The following is an 18,266-nucleotide window of genomic DNA, read 5'->3' on the forward strand; positions in this document are numbered from 1 at the left end:
CCCGGCCTGCCCGGGCGCGGGACCGCGTCCGGCCTGTCCCGGGCGCCGGAGTTCGGCCGGGTCAGCTCTGGACGCGCAGGTCGGCGAAGAGGGCGCGGTGGTCCGAGCCCGGCAGGTCGAGGATCCGCGCGTCCACCGCCCGCGTGCGCCCGTCCGTGAGCACGTGGTCGATGGCGACCAGCGGCGGGATCCGGCGCATCGGCCAGGTGGGCACCAGCCCGTTGCCGGTGGCCGCCGCCGCGTCGGTGTAGCCGGTGCCCAGCAGCCGCCGGAACACGGCGTGGTCCAGCGTGGCGTTGAAGTCCCCGGCCAGGATCCGCGGCGCGCCCGTGGACGACGCGGGCGGCAGCGTCCCGACCCCCGCCTCCCACTCCGGCACGGTCGAGGGCACCGGCGCCACCGGATGCACGACCACCACCTCCACCGAACCGCCGGGCAACGCCGCCTCCACGACCGGCATGTGGTGCCCGACCGGCTGGAACACGCCCGTACGCTCGGTCAGCGGGTAGCGCGCGTACACGCCGCTGCCCACCGGCCCCCACGTCTCCGGCTTGGCGACCTGGTACGGCAGCAGCGTCTCCAGCCCGGCCGCCGTCAGCCGGTCGCGTTCCGACCAGGTCAGCTCCTGGAGGCTCAGCACGTCCACGTTCAGCGTGCGCACCAGGTCGACGATCGTGCGGGCGTCGCCGCGGCCGCCGTTGAGGTTGGCGGTCAGCACGCGCAGCGGACGGCCGGTCGCGGCGTCCGCCCCGCCGGGCAGGGCGCGCGGGAGCACCAGCCAGGCCAGGCACACGCACACCGCCAGCATGACCGCGACCGCCGCCCTGCTGCGGGCCAGCGCCGCCACCCCCAGCATCAGCAGCGCCGCGATCCCGAAGTACGGCGTGAAGGACACCAGCGGGACCAGCAGGAAGCCCGACTCCAGGCCGCCGAGCCGGACCGCCGTCCCCGCCGCGAAGAGCACCGCGACCACCGTCGCCAGCCGCCGCCGCCACACCCGGCGCGGACGCGTCCGCACGGGTTCCACCGCTTCGTCCGTCAGCACAGCCCGAACCCTAGGCCGCGATTCTTAAACGCAGATGAGCGTCAGGCGGGACCGAGGCTCCACGCGCTGAGGAGAGCGTCGCCGCCGGCGCCCACGACGACGGGACGGCCCTCCAGCTCGGCCAGCGCCAAGGTCCGGATCTCGGCGCCCGGCCCCGGGCCCAGCTCCCCGATGACCTTGCCGTCGGCCAGGTTCCAGACGCGGACGACCGTCTCGCCGCGGCCCGGCGCGTGCGCGACGACCGCGACGGGCCTGCCGCCGAGCGCGCCCACGACCAGGGAGGACGTCCCCCGGTCGTCGGGGCTGCGGCGGCTGAACGTCCACTTCTTCCTGCGCCTGCCGGTGGCCAGGTCGTAGACGCGCAGGGTGGCGTCCAGGTGGGTGGAGACCAGGACGGGACGGCCGTCCAGCTCGCCGCAGGCGAGCAGCTCGATGCCGCCGATCTCGCCGGTCTTGTAGGTGTGTGTCACCTTTCCGTCAGACAGGCGGCGTACCCGGACGCGGTTGCCGCCGTCGCCGGTGACGAGCACGTCGTCGCCGCCGAACCGGCCGAAGGCCAGGCCGTTGACGCCCTGGAAGTGGTCGGTGACGGCGGGGCCGATCTGGCGGCCGGTGGCGATGTCCCACAGGCGTACGACGCTGTGCAGGTCCTTGAGGCTGTCGTACTTCTGGGTGACCGCGACGCCGCGTCCGGCGGTGGTGACGGCGATGACGGGGTCGGCCGCGCTCACCCTGCCGAGGACGCCGCCCGCCGGGTTCCACAGCCGCGTCCCGCCGTCGCGGTGCCCGGTGGCGGCCCTGCCGTCGCCGCAGGCCACGGCGGTCGCGGCGGCGCCTCCGTCGCCGAGCCTGAGGACGGTCGCGGGCGCCGCGGCCAGGTCCCAGACGAGCGCCACGCCCTTGGACGTGCCGCAGACGACGGTGGAGCCGGCGGCGGCCAGGACGGCCGGCTCGCCACTGCCGGCGGGCAGCGGCACGGGCTCCCTGACCGGCGCGCCGAACGGCTCGACCGCGGGGGTCGGGCCGGTGGACCCCGTGGGAGATCCGGTGGGGTCCGCAGTGGGGTCCGCAGTCGGGTCCGCTGTCGGGGACGTGCCGGGCGCGGGGCTCGTCGCGGCCGTCGCGGGGGCCGTCGGCGTGCCCGACGCCGGGAGGCCGGCCGGGTCGCCGGTGGGGCCGGGGTGCGGGTCGTCGGCGAGGCTGTTCGCGGGGCGCAGGAGGAGGAACGCGGACGTGGCCGCGGCGGCCACGGCCGCCGCACCGCCGACCATCACGGCCCGCCGGCTGACCCGCCGATCCGCACCCGGCCTGGTCATCTCCCCGTGAAACGCGGGCCCGGTAGCCCCGGCCCCGGCAGGGGGAACCGTCCCCGGGCCCGCAGCTCCGGCCCCGGGCGGCGGAACCGTCCCCGGGCCCGTCGCCCCGGCCCCGGCAGGGGGAACCGTCGCCCCGGTCGCCGGGGGAGGGGCCGTCGCCGGGGAGTGCGCCGGGCCAGGGGCGGCGGGCGCGGCGGGTGTGTGCGGCGGGCTCGGCGGGGCGGGGGGAGGTGGTGGGGTCTGGAGGGAGGCCGGGTGGGGGGTGCCGGGGGCGCTGATGAGGTGGCGCAGGAGGGCGGCGGGGGTGGGGCGGGCGGCGGGGTCCTTGGCGAGGCAGGACCGGATCGGCTCCACCAGGCGGGCCGGCAGGCCCGTCAGGTCCGGTACGCCGCTCATGACCTTGTGCAGGATGGCGGCGACCGTCTCCCCGGCGTACGGCGGATGACCGGTGGCCGCGAACACCATCGTCCCCGCCCAGCTGAACACGTCGGACGCCGGCCCGACCCGCTCACCCGCGAACTGCTCCGGCGACATGTACGCCGGCGTCCCCATCGGCGCCGAGGCCATCGTCGTCGCCCCCAGCGCCTTGGCGATGCCGAAGTCGATCACGATCGGCCCCTCGGGCCCCATCAGCACGTTGCCCGGCTTGAAGTCGCGGTGCACGATGCCGGCCTCGTGGATGGCGGCCAGCGCGGTCAGCGTGGAGATCGCCAGCCGGTCCAGCGCGCCCCCGGTACGCGGCCCCGACTCCCGGACGAGCCTCTGCAGGGTGTCGCCCGCGACGTACTCGCTCACGATGTACGGCCGCCCGTCGGCCACCCCCACGTCCAGCACGGCGGCGGTGCAGAAGGCGGCCACCCGGCGCGCCGCCTCGGCCTCGCGCAGGAGGCCCCGGGTGACGGCGTCGTCCTGGGTCAGGTGGCTGTGCAGCAGCTTGACCGCGACCTCGCGGCCTGTGCCGTCGACGCCCTTGTAGACGACTCCCTGCCCGCCGGAGCCGAGCACGCCGAGCAGCCGGTGGTCGCCGATCCTCTCGGGATCGCCCGGCCGGAGCGGACGGACTTCCGGCATTCCGCTCCCTTCCTCGGGCACGTACGGGGACATGTCGGCGAACCACACCCTAGGGCCGTTCGGCCGGGCCCCGGAAGGCGGGGCCCGCGCCGGATGGCAGGATCGAATCCGGCACCGCACAGGAGAAGCCGGCACCGCACAGGAAAGGCGTCCCAGATGGCTCCGAGGATCGCGACCGCCCGCCGCGTCGACCTGCCCGAACTTCTCGACTTCCTCCGCCCCCGGCATCACGGCCTGCTCTCGACGACCCGCGCCGACGGGCGTCCCCAGCTCTCGCCGGTCTCGTGCGGCCTCGACGGCGAGGGCCGGATCGTGGTCTCCACCTACCCCGAGCGCGCCAAGGCCCGGAACGTGCGGCGCGACGAGCGCGTGTCGATGTGCGTGCTGTCCGACGACTGGGACGGCCCGTACGTCCAGGTGGACGGACGGGGAGAGGTTCTGGACCTGCCCGAGGCCCTCGACGCGCTGGTGGACTACTACCGGTGCATCGCCGGCGAGCACCCCGACTGGGAGGAGTACCGGGAGGCCATGCGCCGCCAGAACAAGTCGCTGATCCGGATCTCGATCGACCGCTGGGGGCCGATCGCGACCGGCGGCTTCCCGGCCGGTGCGACCTCCGGCGGCTGAGCGCGCCGCCGTGGGCCCGCCGCGTCAGCGGGCCAGCACCTCGCGCAGCACGTCGGCGAACTCCTTCGGCCGGTCGACGAAGCCGCCGTGCTCGCCGGGGAACTCGACCGGCGGCGTGCCGAGCAGGTCGGCCAGCGCCTGCGAGGTGCGGTAGGTGAGCAGGCCGCCCGACTCGGCCCCGATGCCCACGACGACCCGGGCCGGTCCGGCCTTCAGCGCCGCGACGTCGGGGACGTAACGGGTGGTGCCGCGCAGCTCGTGCAGGAAGAAGTGGGCGGCGTCGGCCAGGTCCTGCTCGGGCGACTCGCTCGGCGGCGGGGGCGGGGCGTCCTCGCCGCCCTCGAAGCCCGCGGTGGCCATGAACTTCCCGAACGCCGCCCCCGGGCCCTCCCGGCGGAACGTCTCGATGATGTCGTCCACCTCGGCGCGCCGCTGGGCCACGTCGGGCAGCAGCTCCAGCACGGGCGGCTCGTGCGCGACGAGCGTGCGCACGCGGGTGGGGTGGCGGGCGACCAGGGCCAGGCCGGTCACTGCGCCGCCGCTGCTGCCGAGCACGTCGGCGGACTCGGCGCCGAGCGCGTCCATGATCGCGATCGCGTCGTCGGCGCGCAGGGCCGGGGTGGAGTCCTGGTCGGGGTCGTCGAGCGTGCTGCCGGACACGCCGCGCGGGTCGTGCGTGACGACGGTGTGCTCCCCGGCCAGCTCCTCGGCCAGCGGGACGAAGGCCTCGGCGTTCATCGGCGCGCCCACGAGCAGCAGCAGGGGGCCGCTGCCGCGGACGTGGTAGCGCAGGCGGCCGCCCGGGATGTCGAGAATGTGCGTGGTGCTCATCGGTGTGGGTCCTTCCTCGGAATCGGGGTGACGCCGGGTTGGACTCCCGCGGGCGCGCGAACTCATCGGTCCTGCGGGCAGCTCGTCGAAATCTCGTGATCAGGGCTCTTTGACCTCGTCGAACAGGTTCTCGACGGCCGCGACGATCCGCCGGGTGGCCGGGGAGACGGCGTCCGGGCCGTCGAACGGGTGCGCCGCGCCCTCGGCGACCCCCTCGACGGTGGCCAGGTCGGCCCCCGGATGGCAGACGACGTCCGGCTCGGGCAGGTTGGCCAGCAGGAACTCGCCCTGCCCCGCCCGCGCGTCGGACGGGTGCGCCCCCCGCCGCACCCACCGCAGGTGTCCCGACCGGTCCAGACGGTAGACGCCGGAGCCCTGGGCGGCGACCACGCGTACGGGGGTGTCGCGGTCCAGGCGGACCCTGACGTGGAAGGGGCCGCCCGGCCGGGCCGCGCGCAGCAGCGTGCGCTGGTTGAACTCGTGCGCGTCCCCCAGCCAGGTCACCGGCCCGCCGAGCATCACCGACAGGTGGGCCAGCACGAACGGGGGCAGCCCGGCGGCCTGCTGGTTGACCGACGACACCTCGGTGCCCTCGTGGTGCCGCCACTTGACCGACGACAGGTAGACCCGCTCGTCCGGCGTGAGGATGGCCTCCACGCTGAACAGGCCGGCCGCGCCGTACCTGCGCCAGGCCCAGGACGCGATGCGCTCGGCGCACTCGACGAGCAGCGCGGCGGCGGGCGTCGGCCAGGGACGCGACCAGTCGTCGCCCGTGCTGCGCATCGGCCCCGCGCCCAGCTCGGCGATCCCGGCCGAGGTGTGGGCGGGGCGGTCGGCGTACACCCGGACGCCGCCGTCGCCGCCGGGCACGCTGAGCACCGCGATCGTGCACGGCCAGCCCGGCACGTACGCCGCCACCCGGTACGGCCCCAGCAGGCGGGCAGCCCGGGGCATGTCCCTCTCATCGGCGACGACGACGGTGCCGTGCCGGTCCGCCCGCCCGCCCGCCTGCACCACGACCCGTTCGGTGCCGACCGCGCGCCGCAGCTCGGCGAGTCCGGGCAGCCGTTCGACGTGCACGCAGGGGACCCGGGCCACCGCCGGCACGCCGGCCGCCCGCAGCAGGTCGTCCAGCAGATGCTTGGCCTCGATCGCGGCCCGCACGTCGGCGTCGATGGCCGCGACCACGCCGCCGGGGCCGGCCAGCTCGCGCAGCCGGGCGTTGTCGTACCAGGTGAAGACGACCGGCGGGCGGTCCAGCTTGAGCAGGTGCCGGGCGGCCTCGTGCCGGACGCGGGGCAGCCAGGCGCGCCGCTCGGCGACCGAGCGGGTCCTGGTGCGGTCCTCGGCGGCGACGACCATTCCGGGCAGCGCCGGGTCCCAGGCCGAGTAGCAGCCGATGCTCAGAGCCGGGCGCAGCGCCCCGATCGAGGCCGGGCCGGTGTAACCGGTGCGCAACGCCGTGCTGAACCGTTCGACGCACACCAGCGGGCGGCCCGCCAGCGCGGTCGTCAGCTCCTCGTGCGCCGCCTCCTCCAGCCCGGTCACGCGCCGGTCCTCGCCGTCCAGCCCGTCCATCAGACCTCCCTCGTCGCAACCGGCTCAGGACCGTCACCCGGGGGCCACGGTCCGCACCCTTGACGATGAGCCATGTCCGGCGGACCGTCGAGGCCACCGCGATGTGAAGCGATGTGAAGACGAGATGCCGCCCCGGCGTACCCTCCCAGTCGTCAACCGGGCGCTCGCGGCGTTGATCGAGCAGGCGGGGTGGACGCACGCGGCCACCGCGCGGCACGTCAACGCCGTCGCCGCCGAGAGTGGCGAGCGCGTGCACTACGACCGCTCGGCGGTCGGCCACTGGCTGACCGGCACGATCCCGCGCCCCGAGGCGGTGCGCGCGGCGATCGAGGCGTTCCGCCGCCGCCTGGGCAGGCCCGACCTGCGCCCGGCGCATCTGGGGTGGCCCGAGCCGGGCGGGTGGCCGTGGTCCGACGACCCCTGGCGCGGCGACCCGGTCGCCCGGCTGGCCGTGCTGGGGGAGGACGACCTGCTCAACCGGCGCACGTTCACCCTGGCCGCCTTATCCGGCTTATCCGGCTTATCCGTTCTGTCGGGACGTCGTCCGGCGCGTCATCCAGCGGGGCGCGCGGGGGCCCGCCGGGCGGGCGCGGGCGACGTCGAGCGCATCCGCGCCACCACCCGCGCCTTCGCCGACCTGGACGACCTCTACGGCGGCGGCCACGGCCGCGCCGCGGTCGCCGCCTACCTGTCCCGCGAGGTCACCCCCCTCCTGCACGGTACGACCGGCCGCCACAGGCCCGACCTGTTCGCCGCCGCCGCCGAGCTGAGCTACCTGGCCGCCTACATGGCCATGGACGCCGGCGCCCACGCCCTGGCCCAGCGCTACTACATCAGCAGCGTGCGCCTCGCCGACGAGGCCGCCGACCTGCTGCTGCGCGCCACCGCCCTGCGCAGCATGGCCGTCCAGGCGGCCGAACTGGGCCACGACGGCGACGCGCTGGCCCTGGCCGAGGCGGGCGCGTCCGCGCTGGCCGGGCACGGCCCCGCCCGCACCCAGGCGTGGATCACCGGCATGCGCGCCGAGACCCACGCCGCCGCCGGGACCCGCTGGGACGCCCTCCGGCTGCTCGGCCGCACCGAGACCCAGCTCGAACGCGCCGACTCCGCGCCCGAGTCGGAGTGGACGGGCAACTACCGGCGCGAGTCCCTGGAACACCAGATCGGCCTGACCCTCACCCAGCTCGGCGACCACGCCACCGCCGCCCGCCACTTCGCCGCGTCCATGGGGGCCAGGCGGCCGGTCGAGCTGCGCACCCGTGCCCTGATCGGGCTGCGGGCGGCCCACTCCCTTCTGCGCGCGGGCGAGGTCGACCAGGCCGCGGCCACCGTCCTCGACCTGAGCGACGACATCCGGCGGATCTCCTCGGCCCGGGTGCGGGAGGAACTGCGCGTCCTGCGCGCCGCCTGGCAGCCCCACCGCGGCAACCCCCTGGTCGGCCGCGCGGACCGCGCGGTCGCAAGCTGACCCCGCCGCCGGGCGGGAGGCCGCGGGTTCTTCCGGGGTGGCTCTAGGATCGCGGCGTGATCAGGAACGCGTACTGCTCCTTCTGCGGCGCCGCCTTCGCCCCCGCCCAGCCCTGGCCCCGCACCTGCGCGGCCTGCGGGAACACCAGCTACCTCAACCCCCTGCCGGTCGCGGTGACGCTGCTGCCCGTCGACGACGGCCTGCTCGTGGTACGCCGGGACGTCGAGCCGCACCGCGGCGAGCTGGCCCTGCCCGGCGGGTTCATCGACGTGGGGGAGTCCTGGCAGCAGGCGGCGGTGCGGGAACTGCGCGAGGAGACCGGCGTGGTGGCCGAGGCCGCCGACGTCACGCTCTTCGACGTGGTCAGCGCCCCGGACGGTACCGTGCTGATCTTCGGCCTGGGCCCGCGCGTCACCGCGTCCGGGCTGCCGCCGATGGAGGCCACGGACGAGACGACCGAATGGCTGGTCATCGACGGCCCCGCCGAGCTGGCGTTCCCCATCCACACCCGGATGGCGTCCGCCTACTTCGCACGGCAGGCCCGTCGCGACCCGCGGTGAGGGGCCCGCCCCGGCCGAGGCCGGAGCGGGGGGACGGCAGAAAGGCTCAGCTCAGGTCGAGGCCCGGGTAGAGCGGGTGGGCGGCGAGCAGTTCGGCCGCGGCGGCGCGGGTCTTCTCGGCGGTGCTCTGCGGCAGGTCGTACTTGGCCTTGGAGGTGGCCGACGGCGTGGTGTCGGTCAGCACGCCGACGATCAGCTCGGCGACCTGGTCGAACTCCTGCGTCCCGAACCCGCGCGAGGTGAGCGCCGGGGTGCCCACGCGGATGCCCGAGGTGTACCAGGCGCCGTTGGGGTCGCGCGGGATCGCGTTGCGGTTGGTGACGATCCCGGCGTCGAGCAGCGCCGACTCGGCCTGCCGCCCGGTCAGCCCGTACGTGGACACGTCGAGCAGCACCAGGTGGTTGTCGGTGCCGCCGGTGACCAGGCGTACGCCCCGGCGCACCAGGCCCTCGGCCAGGGCGACCGCGTTGGCGGCCACCGCCCGCGCGTAGTCGGCGAACGCGGACTGCCGGGCCTCGGCCAGGGCGACGGCCTTGGCCGCCATGACGTTGCCGAGCGGGCCGCCCAGCACCATCGGGCAGCCCCGGTCGATCGAGTCGGCGTACTCCCGCTGGCACAGCACCAGGCCGCCGCGCGGCCCGCGCAGCGACTTGTGCGTGGTGGTCGTGGTGACGTGCGCGTACGGCACCGGGTCGTGCACGCCGGTGAACACCTTGCCCGCCACCAGCCCGGCGAAGTGGGCCATGTCCACCATCAGGACCGCGCCGACCTCGTCGGCGATCTCCCGCATGCGGGAGAAGTCGATGCGCCGCGGGTAGGCCGAGTACCCGGCGATCAGCACCAGCGGCCGGAACTCGCGGGCGGTCTCGCGCAGCGCGTCGTAGTCGAGCAGGCCGCTCTCCGGGTCGGTGCCGTAGGAGCGCTGGTGGAACATCTTGCCCGAGATGTTGGGACGGAAGCCGTGGGTCAGGTGACCGCCCGCGTCCAGCGACATGCCGAGGGCCCGCTGGTCGCCCAGGGCCTTGCGCAGGGTCTCCCAGTCGTCTTCCGACAGGTCGTTGACGTGCCGGGCGCCGGCGGCGGCCAGGGCCGGGGCCTCCACCTTGTGGGCCAGGATGCCCCAGAAGGCCACCAGGTTGGCGTCGATGCCCGAGTGGGGCTGGACGTAGGCGTGCTCGGCGCCGAACAGGGCCTTGGCGTGGTCGGCCGCGAGTTGCTCGACGGTGTCGATGTTCTGGCAGCCGGCGTAGAAGCGGTGGCCGATCGTGCCTTCCGCGTACTTGTCGGACAGCCACGTGCCCATCGTGAGCAGGACGGCCGGGGAGGCGTAGTTCTCGCTCGCGATGAGCTTCAGTGAGGCGCGCTGGTCGGCCAGCTCGGCGCGGATCGCGCCGGCCACGCCCGGCTCCACGGCGGCGATCACGTCGAGCGCGTTGCGGTAGGCGGCCGACACCGTTGCAGCGTCGTGGTCGCCGTAGGAATGGGGGTGCTCTTCAGCCATGACTTCTCCCGAGCCGTCGAAGTGAGGGCACCCAGGCGCGCGGCGACGTCCAGGACCGCTCCCCGGTGGTCAGTCCCACCTTACGATCACGCCAGTCACGATCCGAGGCTGACACTACGGTCAGCGGCCGGGGCCGCGCAACGAGGGAGGCGCTTGAGCCTCCACCAAGGGGAGACGCGAAGGTGGAGGCATGGACGGCGGCACCCTCTACACGATCGGCGATCTGGCGCGGCGGACCGGGCTATCGGTCAAGACCATCAGGTTCTACTCCGACCAGGGGATCGTGCCGCCGGTGGAACGCAGCCCGGCCGGTTACCGCCTCTACGACGCCGCCGCCGCGGCCCGCCTCGACCTCGTCCGCACCCTGCGCGACCTGGACGTGGACCTGGCCACGGTCAGGAAGGTCGTGGACCGGGAGCTCACGCTCGCACAGGTCGCGGCGGCGCACGCCGAGGCGCTGGCGGTGCGGATCCGCACGCTGCGGCTGCGGCACGCGGTGCTGACGGCGGTGGCCCGGCGCGGCTCGGGGCCCAAGGAGATGGAGCTCATGCACAGACTCGCGAAACTGTCGCAGGACGAACGCCGCCGCCTGGTCGGCGACTTCCTGGACGCCGCCGTCCCGGACGTGGAGCCGGGGCTCGCGGGAGCCAGGGTGTCGATGACCCCGGAACTGCCGGACGACGCCGAGCCGGAGCAGGTGGAGGCGTGGGTGGAACTGGCCGAGCTGATGGCGGACCCGTCCTTCCGGACGGCGATGCGCGATCTGACCACGTCCCACGCGTCCGACCGTGCCGCCGACGGCGGGGGAGGGGTGCGGCGGGATGCCGTGTCGCTGGGGCTGGGCCGGGCGGGGACGGCGCTGGCGGCGGGCGTGGACCCCGCCGGGCCCGAGGCCGCACCGGTCGTGGCGGCGGTCGCCGGGGAGTACGCGCGCCTCCTGCGCCTCCCCGACGACGCCGCGCTCCGGCGGCGGCTGCTGGCCAGGCTGGAAGCGGCGAACGACCCCCGCAGGGAGCGCTACCTCCGGCTCCTCGCCGTGATCAACGCCTGGCCGCCCCCGGCCCCCTCGACCCCGGCCCTCGACTGGCTCCTCACCGCCCTGCACACCCACCCGGCCCCCTGACCCGACCGCGAAGGCCCTGAACGCGAAGGCCACCGACCGCGGGGTCCTCGACCGTGGGGCCCTCGACCGCGAAGAGCCCCCGACCGTCTCACCCGCGGGCGGGGGCCTCGGCGGTGGCGAGGCCGGTTTCCGGCAGGCCCCTGGTGAGCAGGCGGGCGCCGATGCCGAGCAGCGCGCTGACCACCAGCGTGACCCCCATCGGCAGCCCGGTGTCCTCCCCGCCCAGGCCGACCAGGGGCGAGACCAGCGCCCCGAGCGCGAACTGCAACGCGCCCATCACGGCCGCCGCCGTGCCGGTCGCGTACGGGGCTCGTCCCACCGTCAGCGCCGCCGCGTTCCCCATGATCAGCGTGAACGAGCTGACCAGCACGAACAGCACGGGCAGCACCACCACCGCGCCCAGCCCCGCCCCCAGCATCACCAGCAGGACGGCCGACAACCCCAGCACCGCCCCCTGCCCAGCCCGCAGCAGACCCTCCGGGCTGAACCGGCGCAGCAGGCGGGCCCCCACCAGGCCGGTCAGCGTCATGCCCAGCGCGTTGGCCGCGAACGTCACGGTGTAGGCGGGGGTGGACAGGCCCAGCACGTTCTGCACGACGAAGGGCGAGGCCGAGATGTACCCCATGAGCCCCGCGAAGCCGAACGCGAAGGAGAAGACGTAACCGACATAGCCCCGGTCGGCGAACAGCCGCCGCACATTGCGCCCGGTGGCGGCCAGGCCGCCCGCGTGCCGGCGTCCGGGCGGCAGCGTCTCGGGCACGACGAGCGCCGAGCCGAGCAGCATCACGGCCGAGATCCCGGCCATCACCCAGAACTCCACGCGCCAGCCGGCGGGCGACAGCGCGCCACCGATCAGCGGGGCCACCACGGGCGCGACGCCGACCACGGAGGCCAGCAGCGAGAAGATCCGCGCCGCCGCCCGGCCGGTCGTCAGGTCGGCCGCCACCGCGCGGCCGATGACGATGCCCGCCGACCCGGCGAACCCGTGCACGAAGCGCAGGGCGACGAGCGTCCGGATGTCCGGCGCGAGCGCGCACAGGACGCAGGCGACCAGGGCCGCCGCGGTGGCCAGCAGGATGGGCCCGCGGCGGCCGAACCGGTCCGACAGCGGCCCGATGACGAGCTGCCCCAGCGCCAGCCCGGTGAGGAACGCGGTCAGCGTGAGCTGCACGCCGGCCGCCCCCGTCCCCAGGTCGGCCGCCAGGTCGGTGAACACGGGCAGGTACATGTCGGTGGCCAGCGGCGCCACCGCCGACAGCAGGCCGAGCACGACCAGCAGCGGGCCGGACACCCCCGTCCTGGTCACGAGGCACGCCCCGGCGGACGGTGGCTGTGGGAAGTGGCGAACTCCATGGTCATGGCTCCAAGACGGCCGCGCGGCTAGAGACCTAGGATGTTCCGTGATCCGGCCACGGCTAACCGCCTCACCGGCAGCCGGGGGCAGACGTCGCCGCAGGTCCGCCGGTCGCGGAGGCCGGGTGACCGCGCCGTCGCCGAGACAGGAGCACCGCATGACCGCCCGGCTGCCCGCCCTGCCCCCGGAGGACCTCGACGACGCCCAGGCCGAGGTCTACCGCGCCATCACGGGCGGCCCCCGGGCGGCGGGCCCCCAGGTCTTCCCCCTCGCCGACGAGCGCGGACGGCTGCGCGGCCCGTTCAACGCCATGCTGCTGAGCCCGCCGGTCGGCGGCGCGCTCCAGGCGCTGGGCGCGGCGGTGCGCTACGGCTCGGTGCTGCCCGGCCGGGCCAGGGAGCTGGCGATCCTCGTGGTGGCCGCCCATTGGGGCAGCGAGTTCGAGCGCGCCGCGCACGAGGCGGTGGGCCGGGCCTGCGGCCTGACCGACGCCGAGCTGACCGCGTTGCGCGAGGGGCGGCCGCCCGACCTGGCCGACCCGGCCGAACGCGCCGCCGTGCACGCCGCCCGCGAGCTGACCGGGGCGGGGACGCTGAGCGAGGAGGACTACCGGGCGGTCACGGCGGCGCTCGGCGAGCGCGGCCTGTTCGAGCTGACCACGCTGGTCGGCTACTACGCCACGCTGGCCCTCCAACTGCGCGTCTTCGCAGGCGAGCACCCCCGAAGCCCCGCGAGCGCTGACCGCGGGCTGAGCGCCGGGAGGGCTGACCACGAAGGCTGAGCGCCGGGAACGCTGAGGGCCGGGAGGGCTGACCGCTGGGAAGGCGGACCACCGCGAGCGCTGAGGGCCAGGTTCACGCGCCCCCCGCCGAGGGGCGCCCGGTGGGTTTCGTGGCCAGGGCGACCAGGGCCGTCCTCGGGAGCTCCGCGACGTAGTGCCCGTCACGCCGGTAGACGACCGGGCGGGGTGGGGTGTGCCGGTGCGTCCCGTGGTCGAAGTGCCGTTCCAGGACCCGCCAGGCCGCCTCGACGTCCCCCAGGGCGGCGAAGTACGCGCCGAGGCCGTACATGTCGGCGACGTAGCGGCACATGCGCTCCTTGGCGGCCGCCTCGCTCCCGGCCCGGACGATCAGCGGGTCGTACAGGTCGAGCACCCGTACGGGCAGGTCCGCGTCCGCGAACAGGGCGGCCAGGCCGGTCCGGGTGAAGTGCCGGTAGGCGTGCCCGCCCGCCGCGTGCGGATGCACGACCCGCGCGAAGAACCCCGCCATGGGGCCGGAGTCGTCGAAGTCGTGCAGCACGATCCGGCCGCCCGGCCGGGTCACCCGCGCCGCCTCGGCCACCGCGTCCGGCCGGTCGGCCGGGTCGATGTGATGGGTCCCGTACGCCAGCAGCACCCCGCCGACCGACCCCTCCCGCAGGAACAGGAACTGGGCGGCCTGGCGCACCGCGGGCAACCCCTGGGCCAGGGCCCGGTCGACCATCTGGCCGGACAGGTCGCCGGTGATGATCAGCGGCTTGGCGTCCAGGCTGCCCAGCCGCCCGGCGGCCGCCCGCGCGACCGTCCCGTCCCCGCCGAGGACGTCCAGCAGCAGCGGCGGCCCGTCCGCCGGATCGGGGGTGAGCAGGCCGAGGAGCGCCCGGATGCCGGTCCAGCGCACCAGCGCGTCCTGCTGGGCGCGGCGGTAGGAGTCGCCCCGCCCACCGTGGTCGGAGTCGAACTCGCTGCTGGTCGCGACGAGCACGCCGAGCGCCCGCGCCGCGCCCGGCCGGTCGAAGTCCAGCACGGCGTGCACCTGCGGGTGGACGGTCGCGACCAGGCGCAGGTACTCGTCCAGGGTCAGCGAAGGGAGATAGGAGGCGCGCACCGGCCCTCGTCCTTTCCGGGTCACGTGCTGGGGGGCGGGAGCTGCGGGGGGTCCAGGCGGTGGCCCAGCCCGCCCACGAACCGGGTGACCATCCCGCTGCGGGCGGCGAACAACCGGCTGCGCGGCTCCAGCCGCACCCCGAACTGCTTCTTCGTCTCGTACGCCGCGCCGCCGAGCCGCAGCCTGCGCGCGCCCGAGCCGACGGCGGCCCGTACGCACGCCGTGAGCAGCGCGTGGTAGACGGCGGTGCCCTCCGTACGCGCGTAGTCGCGCCCGATCCACCGGGCGACCAGCTCGTCGCCGTCGCGCAACAGCGCCACGCAGCCCGCCGGCGCGCCGTGCCGGTAGGCGGCCAGGACGGTCAGGTCCGCCCCCAGGACGCCGGCCGCCTCGGGGAACAGGCCGGGCCGGTAGAAGACGTGCGGCCCGTGGCGCAGGTCCACCGCGGCCACCATCCGGTCCAGCAGCCGGCCCAGTTCCCCGCCGGGCCCGGCGAGGAGCGGCCGGACCTCGATGCCCTCCCGCTCGGCCCGGCGCTGCGTCCGCCGGATCTCGGCCCGCCTCTTGCGCGGCAGATGGTCCAGGTACGCCTCGTACGACGGCCACGTCAGGTCCAGCAGCGTCTCCGGCAGCCAGCCCAGGCGGCTGTAGCCCGGCTGCCCGGCGGCGTACGGCAGGTGGTCGACCACGCAGAACAGCAGCCGCTCGCGCCTGACCAGCGACCGCACCGCCCGCAGCAGGACCCGCCGCTGCGGCCCCTCACCGCCCAGCAGCCCGGACGTCGCCGTCATCGGCGCCTGGACCTGCAGGAACGGCCACCGCCTGGTCAGCCGCCCGAACCGGGACTCCAGCACCGGGTTGTGCAGCCGGTGCTCCAGCGCGCACACCGCCGCGGCCACGAGCCCGCCGTCCTTGCGGACCAGCAGGTAGCGGGGCCGGTGCTCGGCCAGCACGCGCTCGGCCAGGACCAGCCAGTGGTGCCGCACGAAGGGCACGCCGTCGGCGAGCGCGTCCCACTCCCCGGCGCCGACCTCGTTGATCGAGCGCGCCACCTCAACGCCGTACATCGCCCTCCTCGCCGGCCGGGCGGGCCACGTCAACGCCGTCCATCGCCCCGCACCTCGAAGCGCAGCGTCCGCGTCACGGCGGCGGCGGCCGCCTCCAGCTCCGCCGGGCCGGACGCGTGCACGACGAACCAGCCGAGCCGGTCGGAGACGTCGCGGTAGGGCCGTACCCGCTGTCCGGGGCGGGCCAGCAGGACCAGCTCGGCCACCCCCGGCAGGGCCCTGGCCTCCTCCACGCCGGACACCGACACCAGCTCGCCCGCGCGCCCGGCGGTCAGCACCTGCCACAGGACCGGCCGGGGCGGATGCGGCCGCAGCTCGATCGGCAGGCCCACCGCCGCCCGCACGGCGGCCAGCACCGGATCGACGCCGTGGCAGGACCGCACCATGTCGTCGGTGCCGTTGCCGCCCGTCCGCAGGCCGAGCTCGATGACGTACGGCCGGCCGTCCGGGGTGACGATGAGGTCGAGGTTCAGCGGGCCGCGCCGGTAGTCCAGGCGGGCGCAGACCTTGTCCATGATCGAGCGCGTGGTGTCCAGGACCTCGCCGGGCAGCCCGGCCGGCATCCGGCGGCTCATGGTCAGCACCAGCGGCGGCGGGCTCACCTCCTGCAGGCTGGTCGCGACGAACGCCACGCGCCCGTCGTCCACGACGCACTCACAGTTGCACAACCTGCCGCGGATCTCCTCCTCGACCATCACCAGCCCGCCGTACGAGCTGCGCCGGGCCTCCTCGGCGGCGGCGAGCACGTCGCCGGGGGCGGCGCACCTGCTCACCCCGCGCCCGCTCTGGGCGTCGGCCGGCTTGACGACCACGGGGAAGCGCAGCCCCCGCGCCCGCGTCGCCAGGTCGGCCGGGTCGTCGCCGACGATCCAGGGGTAGGAGGACACGCCCAGGTCGTCGAGGAGGCCGCGCAGCACCCACTTGTCCACCGAGGCCCGCGCCGCCGTCTCCGACAGCCGGCCCGGCAGCCCGTACGCCTCGGCCACCGCCCGCAGCGCGGGCACCGCGACGTCGCTGGACGGGGCCACCACGCCGGCCAGGTCGGCACGTCCGGCGAGCGCGGCGGTGACGGCGTCAGGATCGTGGGTGCTGACCGGCAGGTACTCGTCGGCGAGCGCGACGCCGGGCGCGTCGGCCGAGCGGTCCACCGCGATCGTCCGCAGGCCCATGCCGGACGCCGCCCGGTAGGTGGACAGCGAGCCGTCCGCCGCCCCGAGCACCACCAGGGACCTCGTGCCGCTCATCGGGCCTCCTCCAGCTGGAGTTCCGGTTCGCCGGACCGCCGTTTCCCGGCCCAGAACGGGCCGAGGGCCAGCGCGTCCGCGCCCGTCCTGAGGTAGCAGGCGACGGCGTCCTCGGGTGTGCACACGATCGGCTCGTCGTCGTCCCGGAAGGAGGCGCCGGCCAGCATCGGCACGCCGGTCAGCTCCTCGAAGCGGGTGATCAGCGCGTGGAAGCCCGGGTTGCCGGCGCGGCTCACCGTCTGGACGCGGGCGCTGCCGTCCACGTGCGTGATCGCGGGCACCTCGCCGCGCCGGTGGTCCAGCACGTCGAACCCGACCAGCATGACCGGCGAGGGACGGCCGTCCGCGAAGTAGTCCCCGGACCGTTCGGCCAGGCACGACGACGCCAGCGGCAGGAACGGCTCCCGCCGCCTGACCCGCGCGTTCATGCGCGTGGCGGAGGTGGGGTCGCGCGGGTCGGCCAGCAGCGACCGGTTGCCCAGGCCGCGCGGCCCGCACTCCGCCCGGCCCTGGAACCAGCCCACGATCAGCCCGTCGGCGATCCGGGCGGCGGCGTGCCGGGCGATGTCGCCGGGCCGCCGGTAGTCCACGCCCGCGTCGCGCAGCGCCTTCTCCATGCGTTCCTCGGTGAACCCGGGCCCGGCGAAGAGCTGACCGCCCGCCGGACGGGGACGCCCGTACAGGCCGACGCTCACCTCCAGCGCCGCGCCGAGCGAGGCGGCGGCCGGCTGAACCGACAGCTCCTCGAAGCCGGACTCGGCCAGCAGGCGGCCGTTCAGCATCGGGTTCATCGCCGCGTCGCCGGCCACCGCGAGCCGGGTCGAACCGGTCGTCTCGCGCAGCCAGCGGGCCAGGTGCAGCGCGGCCCGCTCAAGGGTGGCCTGGAGGGCGAAGGCGACGTCCGCGGAGTGCTGGGTGGGGGTCTCGACGGCAGGCGGTCCCGGCGGGCCGAAGGCGTCCAGGAACTTCGCCGAGACCGCGTGCCGCCCGCCGTCCCCGTGCGGCTCGAACCAGCTCAGGTCCAGCTCGTGGCCGCCGTACGGGGTCAGGCGCAGCAGGTCGGCGAAGGGCTGGAGGTAGGTGTCGTCGCCGTACGCGGCCAGGGCCATCACCTTGTCCTCGTCCCTGCCGGGACGGAAGCCCAGGTAGCCGGTGACCGCCGCGTACAGGGCGCCCAGGGAATGGGGCCGGCCGACGTGCCGCAGGTGCCTGATCCGCGCGCCGTCGGCCACGGCCAGGCAGGTGCCGGCCGCGTCCATGGTGAGCACGGCGGCGGAGTCGAACGGGCTCGCGTAGAACGCGCCCGCCGCGTACGCCCGGTGGTGTTCCACGAGGTGCACCCCGTACCCGACCGGCCCGGTGTGCCCGGCGGCCTCCCTGACCTCCCCATCGGGAGGGGAACCGGCCCGCGGCCCGTGGAAGGCGACGTGGTCCACCTCGTCCAGCCCGATCCCCGCCTGTTCCAGGCAGTACGCGACCGCCCGCCGGGGGAGCCGGCCGTCGTGCCGGACGCGGGTGAAGCGCTCCTCCTCGGCCAACGCCACGATCTCGCCGTCGCGCACCAGCGCCGCCGCAGAGTCGTGCGCCCGGGAGATGCCCAGTACGTCCATGTC

15 protein-coding genes and 1 riboswitch are annotated in these 18,266 nt (G+C 75.7%); of the genes, 5 read left to right on the top strand and 10 right to left on the bottom strand.

Annotation, left to right across the window (positions count from 1 at the left end; translation table 11 throughout):
- Nucleotides 1-61: 61 nt before the first annotated feature.
- Both AB0J97_RS11625 and AB0J97_RS11630 read right to left on the bottom strand, forming a co-directional pair.
- Nucleotides 62-1,045, bottom strand: coding sequence for an endonuclease/exonuclease/phosphatase family protein (locus AB0J97_RS11625; protein ID WP_364087251.1), 984 nt, complete (start codon nucleotides 1,043-1,045; stop codon nucleotides 62-64).
- Nucleotides 1,046-1,086: 41 nt separating this feature from the next.
- Nucleotides 1,087-3,432, bottom strand: a complete 2,346-nt coding sequence (locus AB0J97_RS11630) for a protein kinase (protein WP_364087253.1) — start codon at nucleotides 3,430-3,432, stop codon at nucleotides 1,087-1,089.
- Nucleotides 3,433-3,588: 156 nt separating this feature from the next.
- Here AB0J97_RS11630 and AB0J97_RS11635 point away from each other — a divergent pair, with 156 nt between their 5' ends.
- A complete protein-coding gene (locus tag AB0J97_RS11635; protein ID WP_357707929.1) occupies nucleotides 3,589-4,059 on the top strand; it encodes a PPOX class F420-dependent oxidoreductase in 471 nt (156 codons plus the stop codon).
- A gap of 24 nt (nucleotides 4,060-4,083) precedes the next feature.
- On the opposite strand, the gene AB0J97_RS11640 is transcribed toward AB0J97_RS11635, so the two are convergent.
- Together AB0J97_RS11640 and AB0J97_RS11645 are read right to left on the bottom strand one after the other, a co-directional pair.
- Complete coding sequence (locus AB0J97_RS11640; RefSeq protein WP_357707930.1) at nucleotides 4,084-4,890, bottom strand: alpha/beta hydrolase; 807 nt, start codon at nucleotides 4,888-4,890, stop codon at nucleotides 4,084-4,086.
- A 99-nt stretch (nucleotides 4,891-4,989) separates the two neighbouring features.
- Entirely contained in the window at nucleotides 4,990-6,468 is a 1,479-nt protein-coding gene (locus AB0J97_RS11645; protein ID WP_364087256.1) for a hypothetical protein, read from the bottom strand.
- Between the two features lie 124 nt (nucleotides 6,469-6,592).
- Here AB0J97_RS11645 and AB0J97_RS11650 point away from each other — a divergent pair, with 124 nt between their 5' ends.
- Nucleotides 6,593-7,936, top strand: coding sequence for a hypothetical protein (locus tag AB0J97_RS11650; RefSeq protein ID WP_364087258.1), 1,344 nt, complete (start codon nucleotides 6,593-6,595; stop codon nucleotides 7,934-7,936).
- Nucleotides 7,937-7,992: 56 nt separating this feature from the next.
- Complete coding sequence (locus AB0J97_RS11655) at nucleotides 7,993-8,496, top strand: NUDIX domain-containing protein (RefSeq protein WP_357707934.1); 504 nt, start codon at nucleotides 7,993-7,995, stop codon at nucleotides 8,494-8,496.
- Nucleotides 8,497-8,542: 46 nt separating this feature from the next.
- On the opposite strand, the gene AB0J97_RS11660 is transcribed toward AB0J97_RS11655, so the two are convergent.
- Nucleotides 8,543-9,997, bottom strand: a complete 1,455-nt coding sequence (locus AB0J97_RS11660) for a glycine hydroxymethyltransferase (protein WP_357707935.1) — start codon at nucleotides 9,995-9,997, stop codon at nucleotides 8,543-8,545.
- A gap of 22 nt (nucleotides 9,998-10,019) precedes the next feature.
- Nucleotides 10,020-10,106, bottom strand: a riboswitch (ZMP/ZTP riboswitch).
- An 81-nt stretch (nucleotides 10,107-10,187) separates the two neighbouring features.
- Here AB0J97_RS11660 and AB0J97_RS11665 point away from each other — a divergent pair.
- Complete coding sequence (locus AB0J97_RS11665) at nucleotides 10,188-11,120, top strand: MerR family transcriptional regulator (protein ID WP_364087261.1); 933 nt, start codon at nucleotides 10,188-10,190, stop codon at nucleotides 11,118-11,120.
- A gap of 88 nt (nucleotides 11,121-11,208) precedes the next feature.
- Here the strand turns inward: AB0J97_RS11665 and AB0J97_RS11670 are convergent, their stop codons facing one another.
- Nucleotides 11,209-12,426 carry a multidrug effflux MFS transporter gene (locus AB0J97_RS11670; protein WP_364087263.1) on the bottom strand — a complete coding sequence of 406 codons (1,218 nt, stop codon included), beginning with the start codon at nucleotides 12,424-12,426 and terminating at the stop codon, nucleotides 11,209-11,211.
- Between the two features lie 205 nt (nucleotides 12,427-12,631).
- Between AB0J97_RS11670 and AB0J97_RS11675 the strand changes: the two genes are divergently transcribed.
- Nucleotides 12,632-13,255, top strand: coding sequence for a carboxymuconolactone decarboxylase family protein (locus AB0J97_RS11675; RefSeq protein ID WP_364087265.1), 624 nt, complete (start codon nucleotides 12,632-12,634; stop codon nucleotides 13,253-13,255).
- 73 nt (nucleotides 13,256-13,328) lie between these two features.
- Here AB0J97_RS11675 and AB0J97_RS11680 read toward each other — a convergent pair whose 3' ends face one another.
- From AB0J97_RS11680 to AB0J97_RS11695, 4 genes are read right to left on the bottom strand one after another with little or no spacing between them, the layout of a single operon-like run.
- The gene (locus AB0J97_RS11680; RefSeq protein WP_364087267.1) at nucleotides 13,329-14,342 is read right to left on the bottom strand and encodes a class I SAM-dependent methyltransferase; all 1,014 of its coding nucleotides are present in this window, start codon (nucleotides 14,340-14,342) and stop codon (nucleotides 13,329-13,331) included.
- Between the two features lie 20 nt (nucleotides 14,343-14,362).
- Nucleotides 14,363-15,409: a GNAT family N-acetyltransferase gene (locus AB0J97_RS11685; protein ID WP_364087269.1), complete on the bottom strand. Its 1,047-nt coding sequence runs from the start codon at nucleotides 15,407-15,409 to the stop codon at nucleotides 14,363-14,365.
- A gap of 29 nt (nucleotides 15,410-15,438) precedes the next feature.
- Nucleotides 15,439-16,653 carry a hypothetical protein gene (locus AB0J97_RS11690; protein WP_357707944.1) on the bottom strand — a complete coding sequence of 405 codons (1,215 nt, stop codon included), beginning with the start codon at nucleotides 16,651-16,653 and terminating at the stop codon, nucleotides 15,439-15,441.
- Nucleotides 16,650-18,263: a carbamoyltransferase C-terminal domain-containing protein gene (locus tag AB0J97_RS11695; protein WP_364087272.1), complete on the bottom strand. Its 1,614-nt coding sequence runs from the start codon at nucleotides 18,261-18,263 to the stop codon at nucleotides 16,650-16,652. The genes AB0J97_RS11690 and AB0J97_RS11695 overlap by 4 nt, the downstream gene beginning before the upstream one ends.
- Nucleotides 18,264-18,266: the final 3 nt, after the last annotated feature.

The organism is Nonomuraea sp. NPDC049607 (genome assembly GCF_040675375.1).
Classification (GTDB): Bacteria; Actinomycetota; Actinomycetes; order Streptosporangiales; family Streptosporangiaceae; genus Nonomuraea.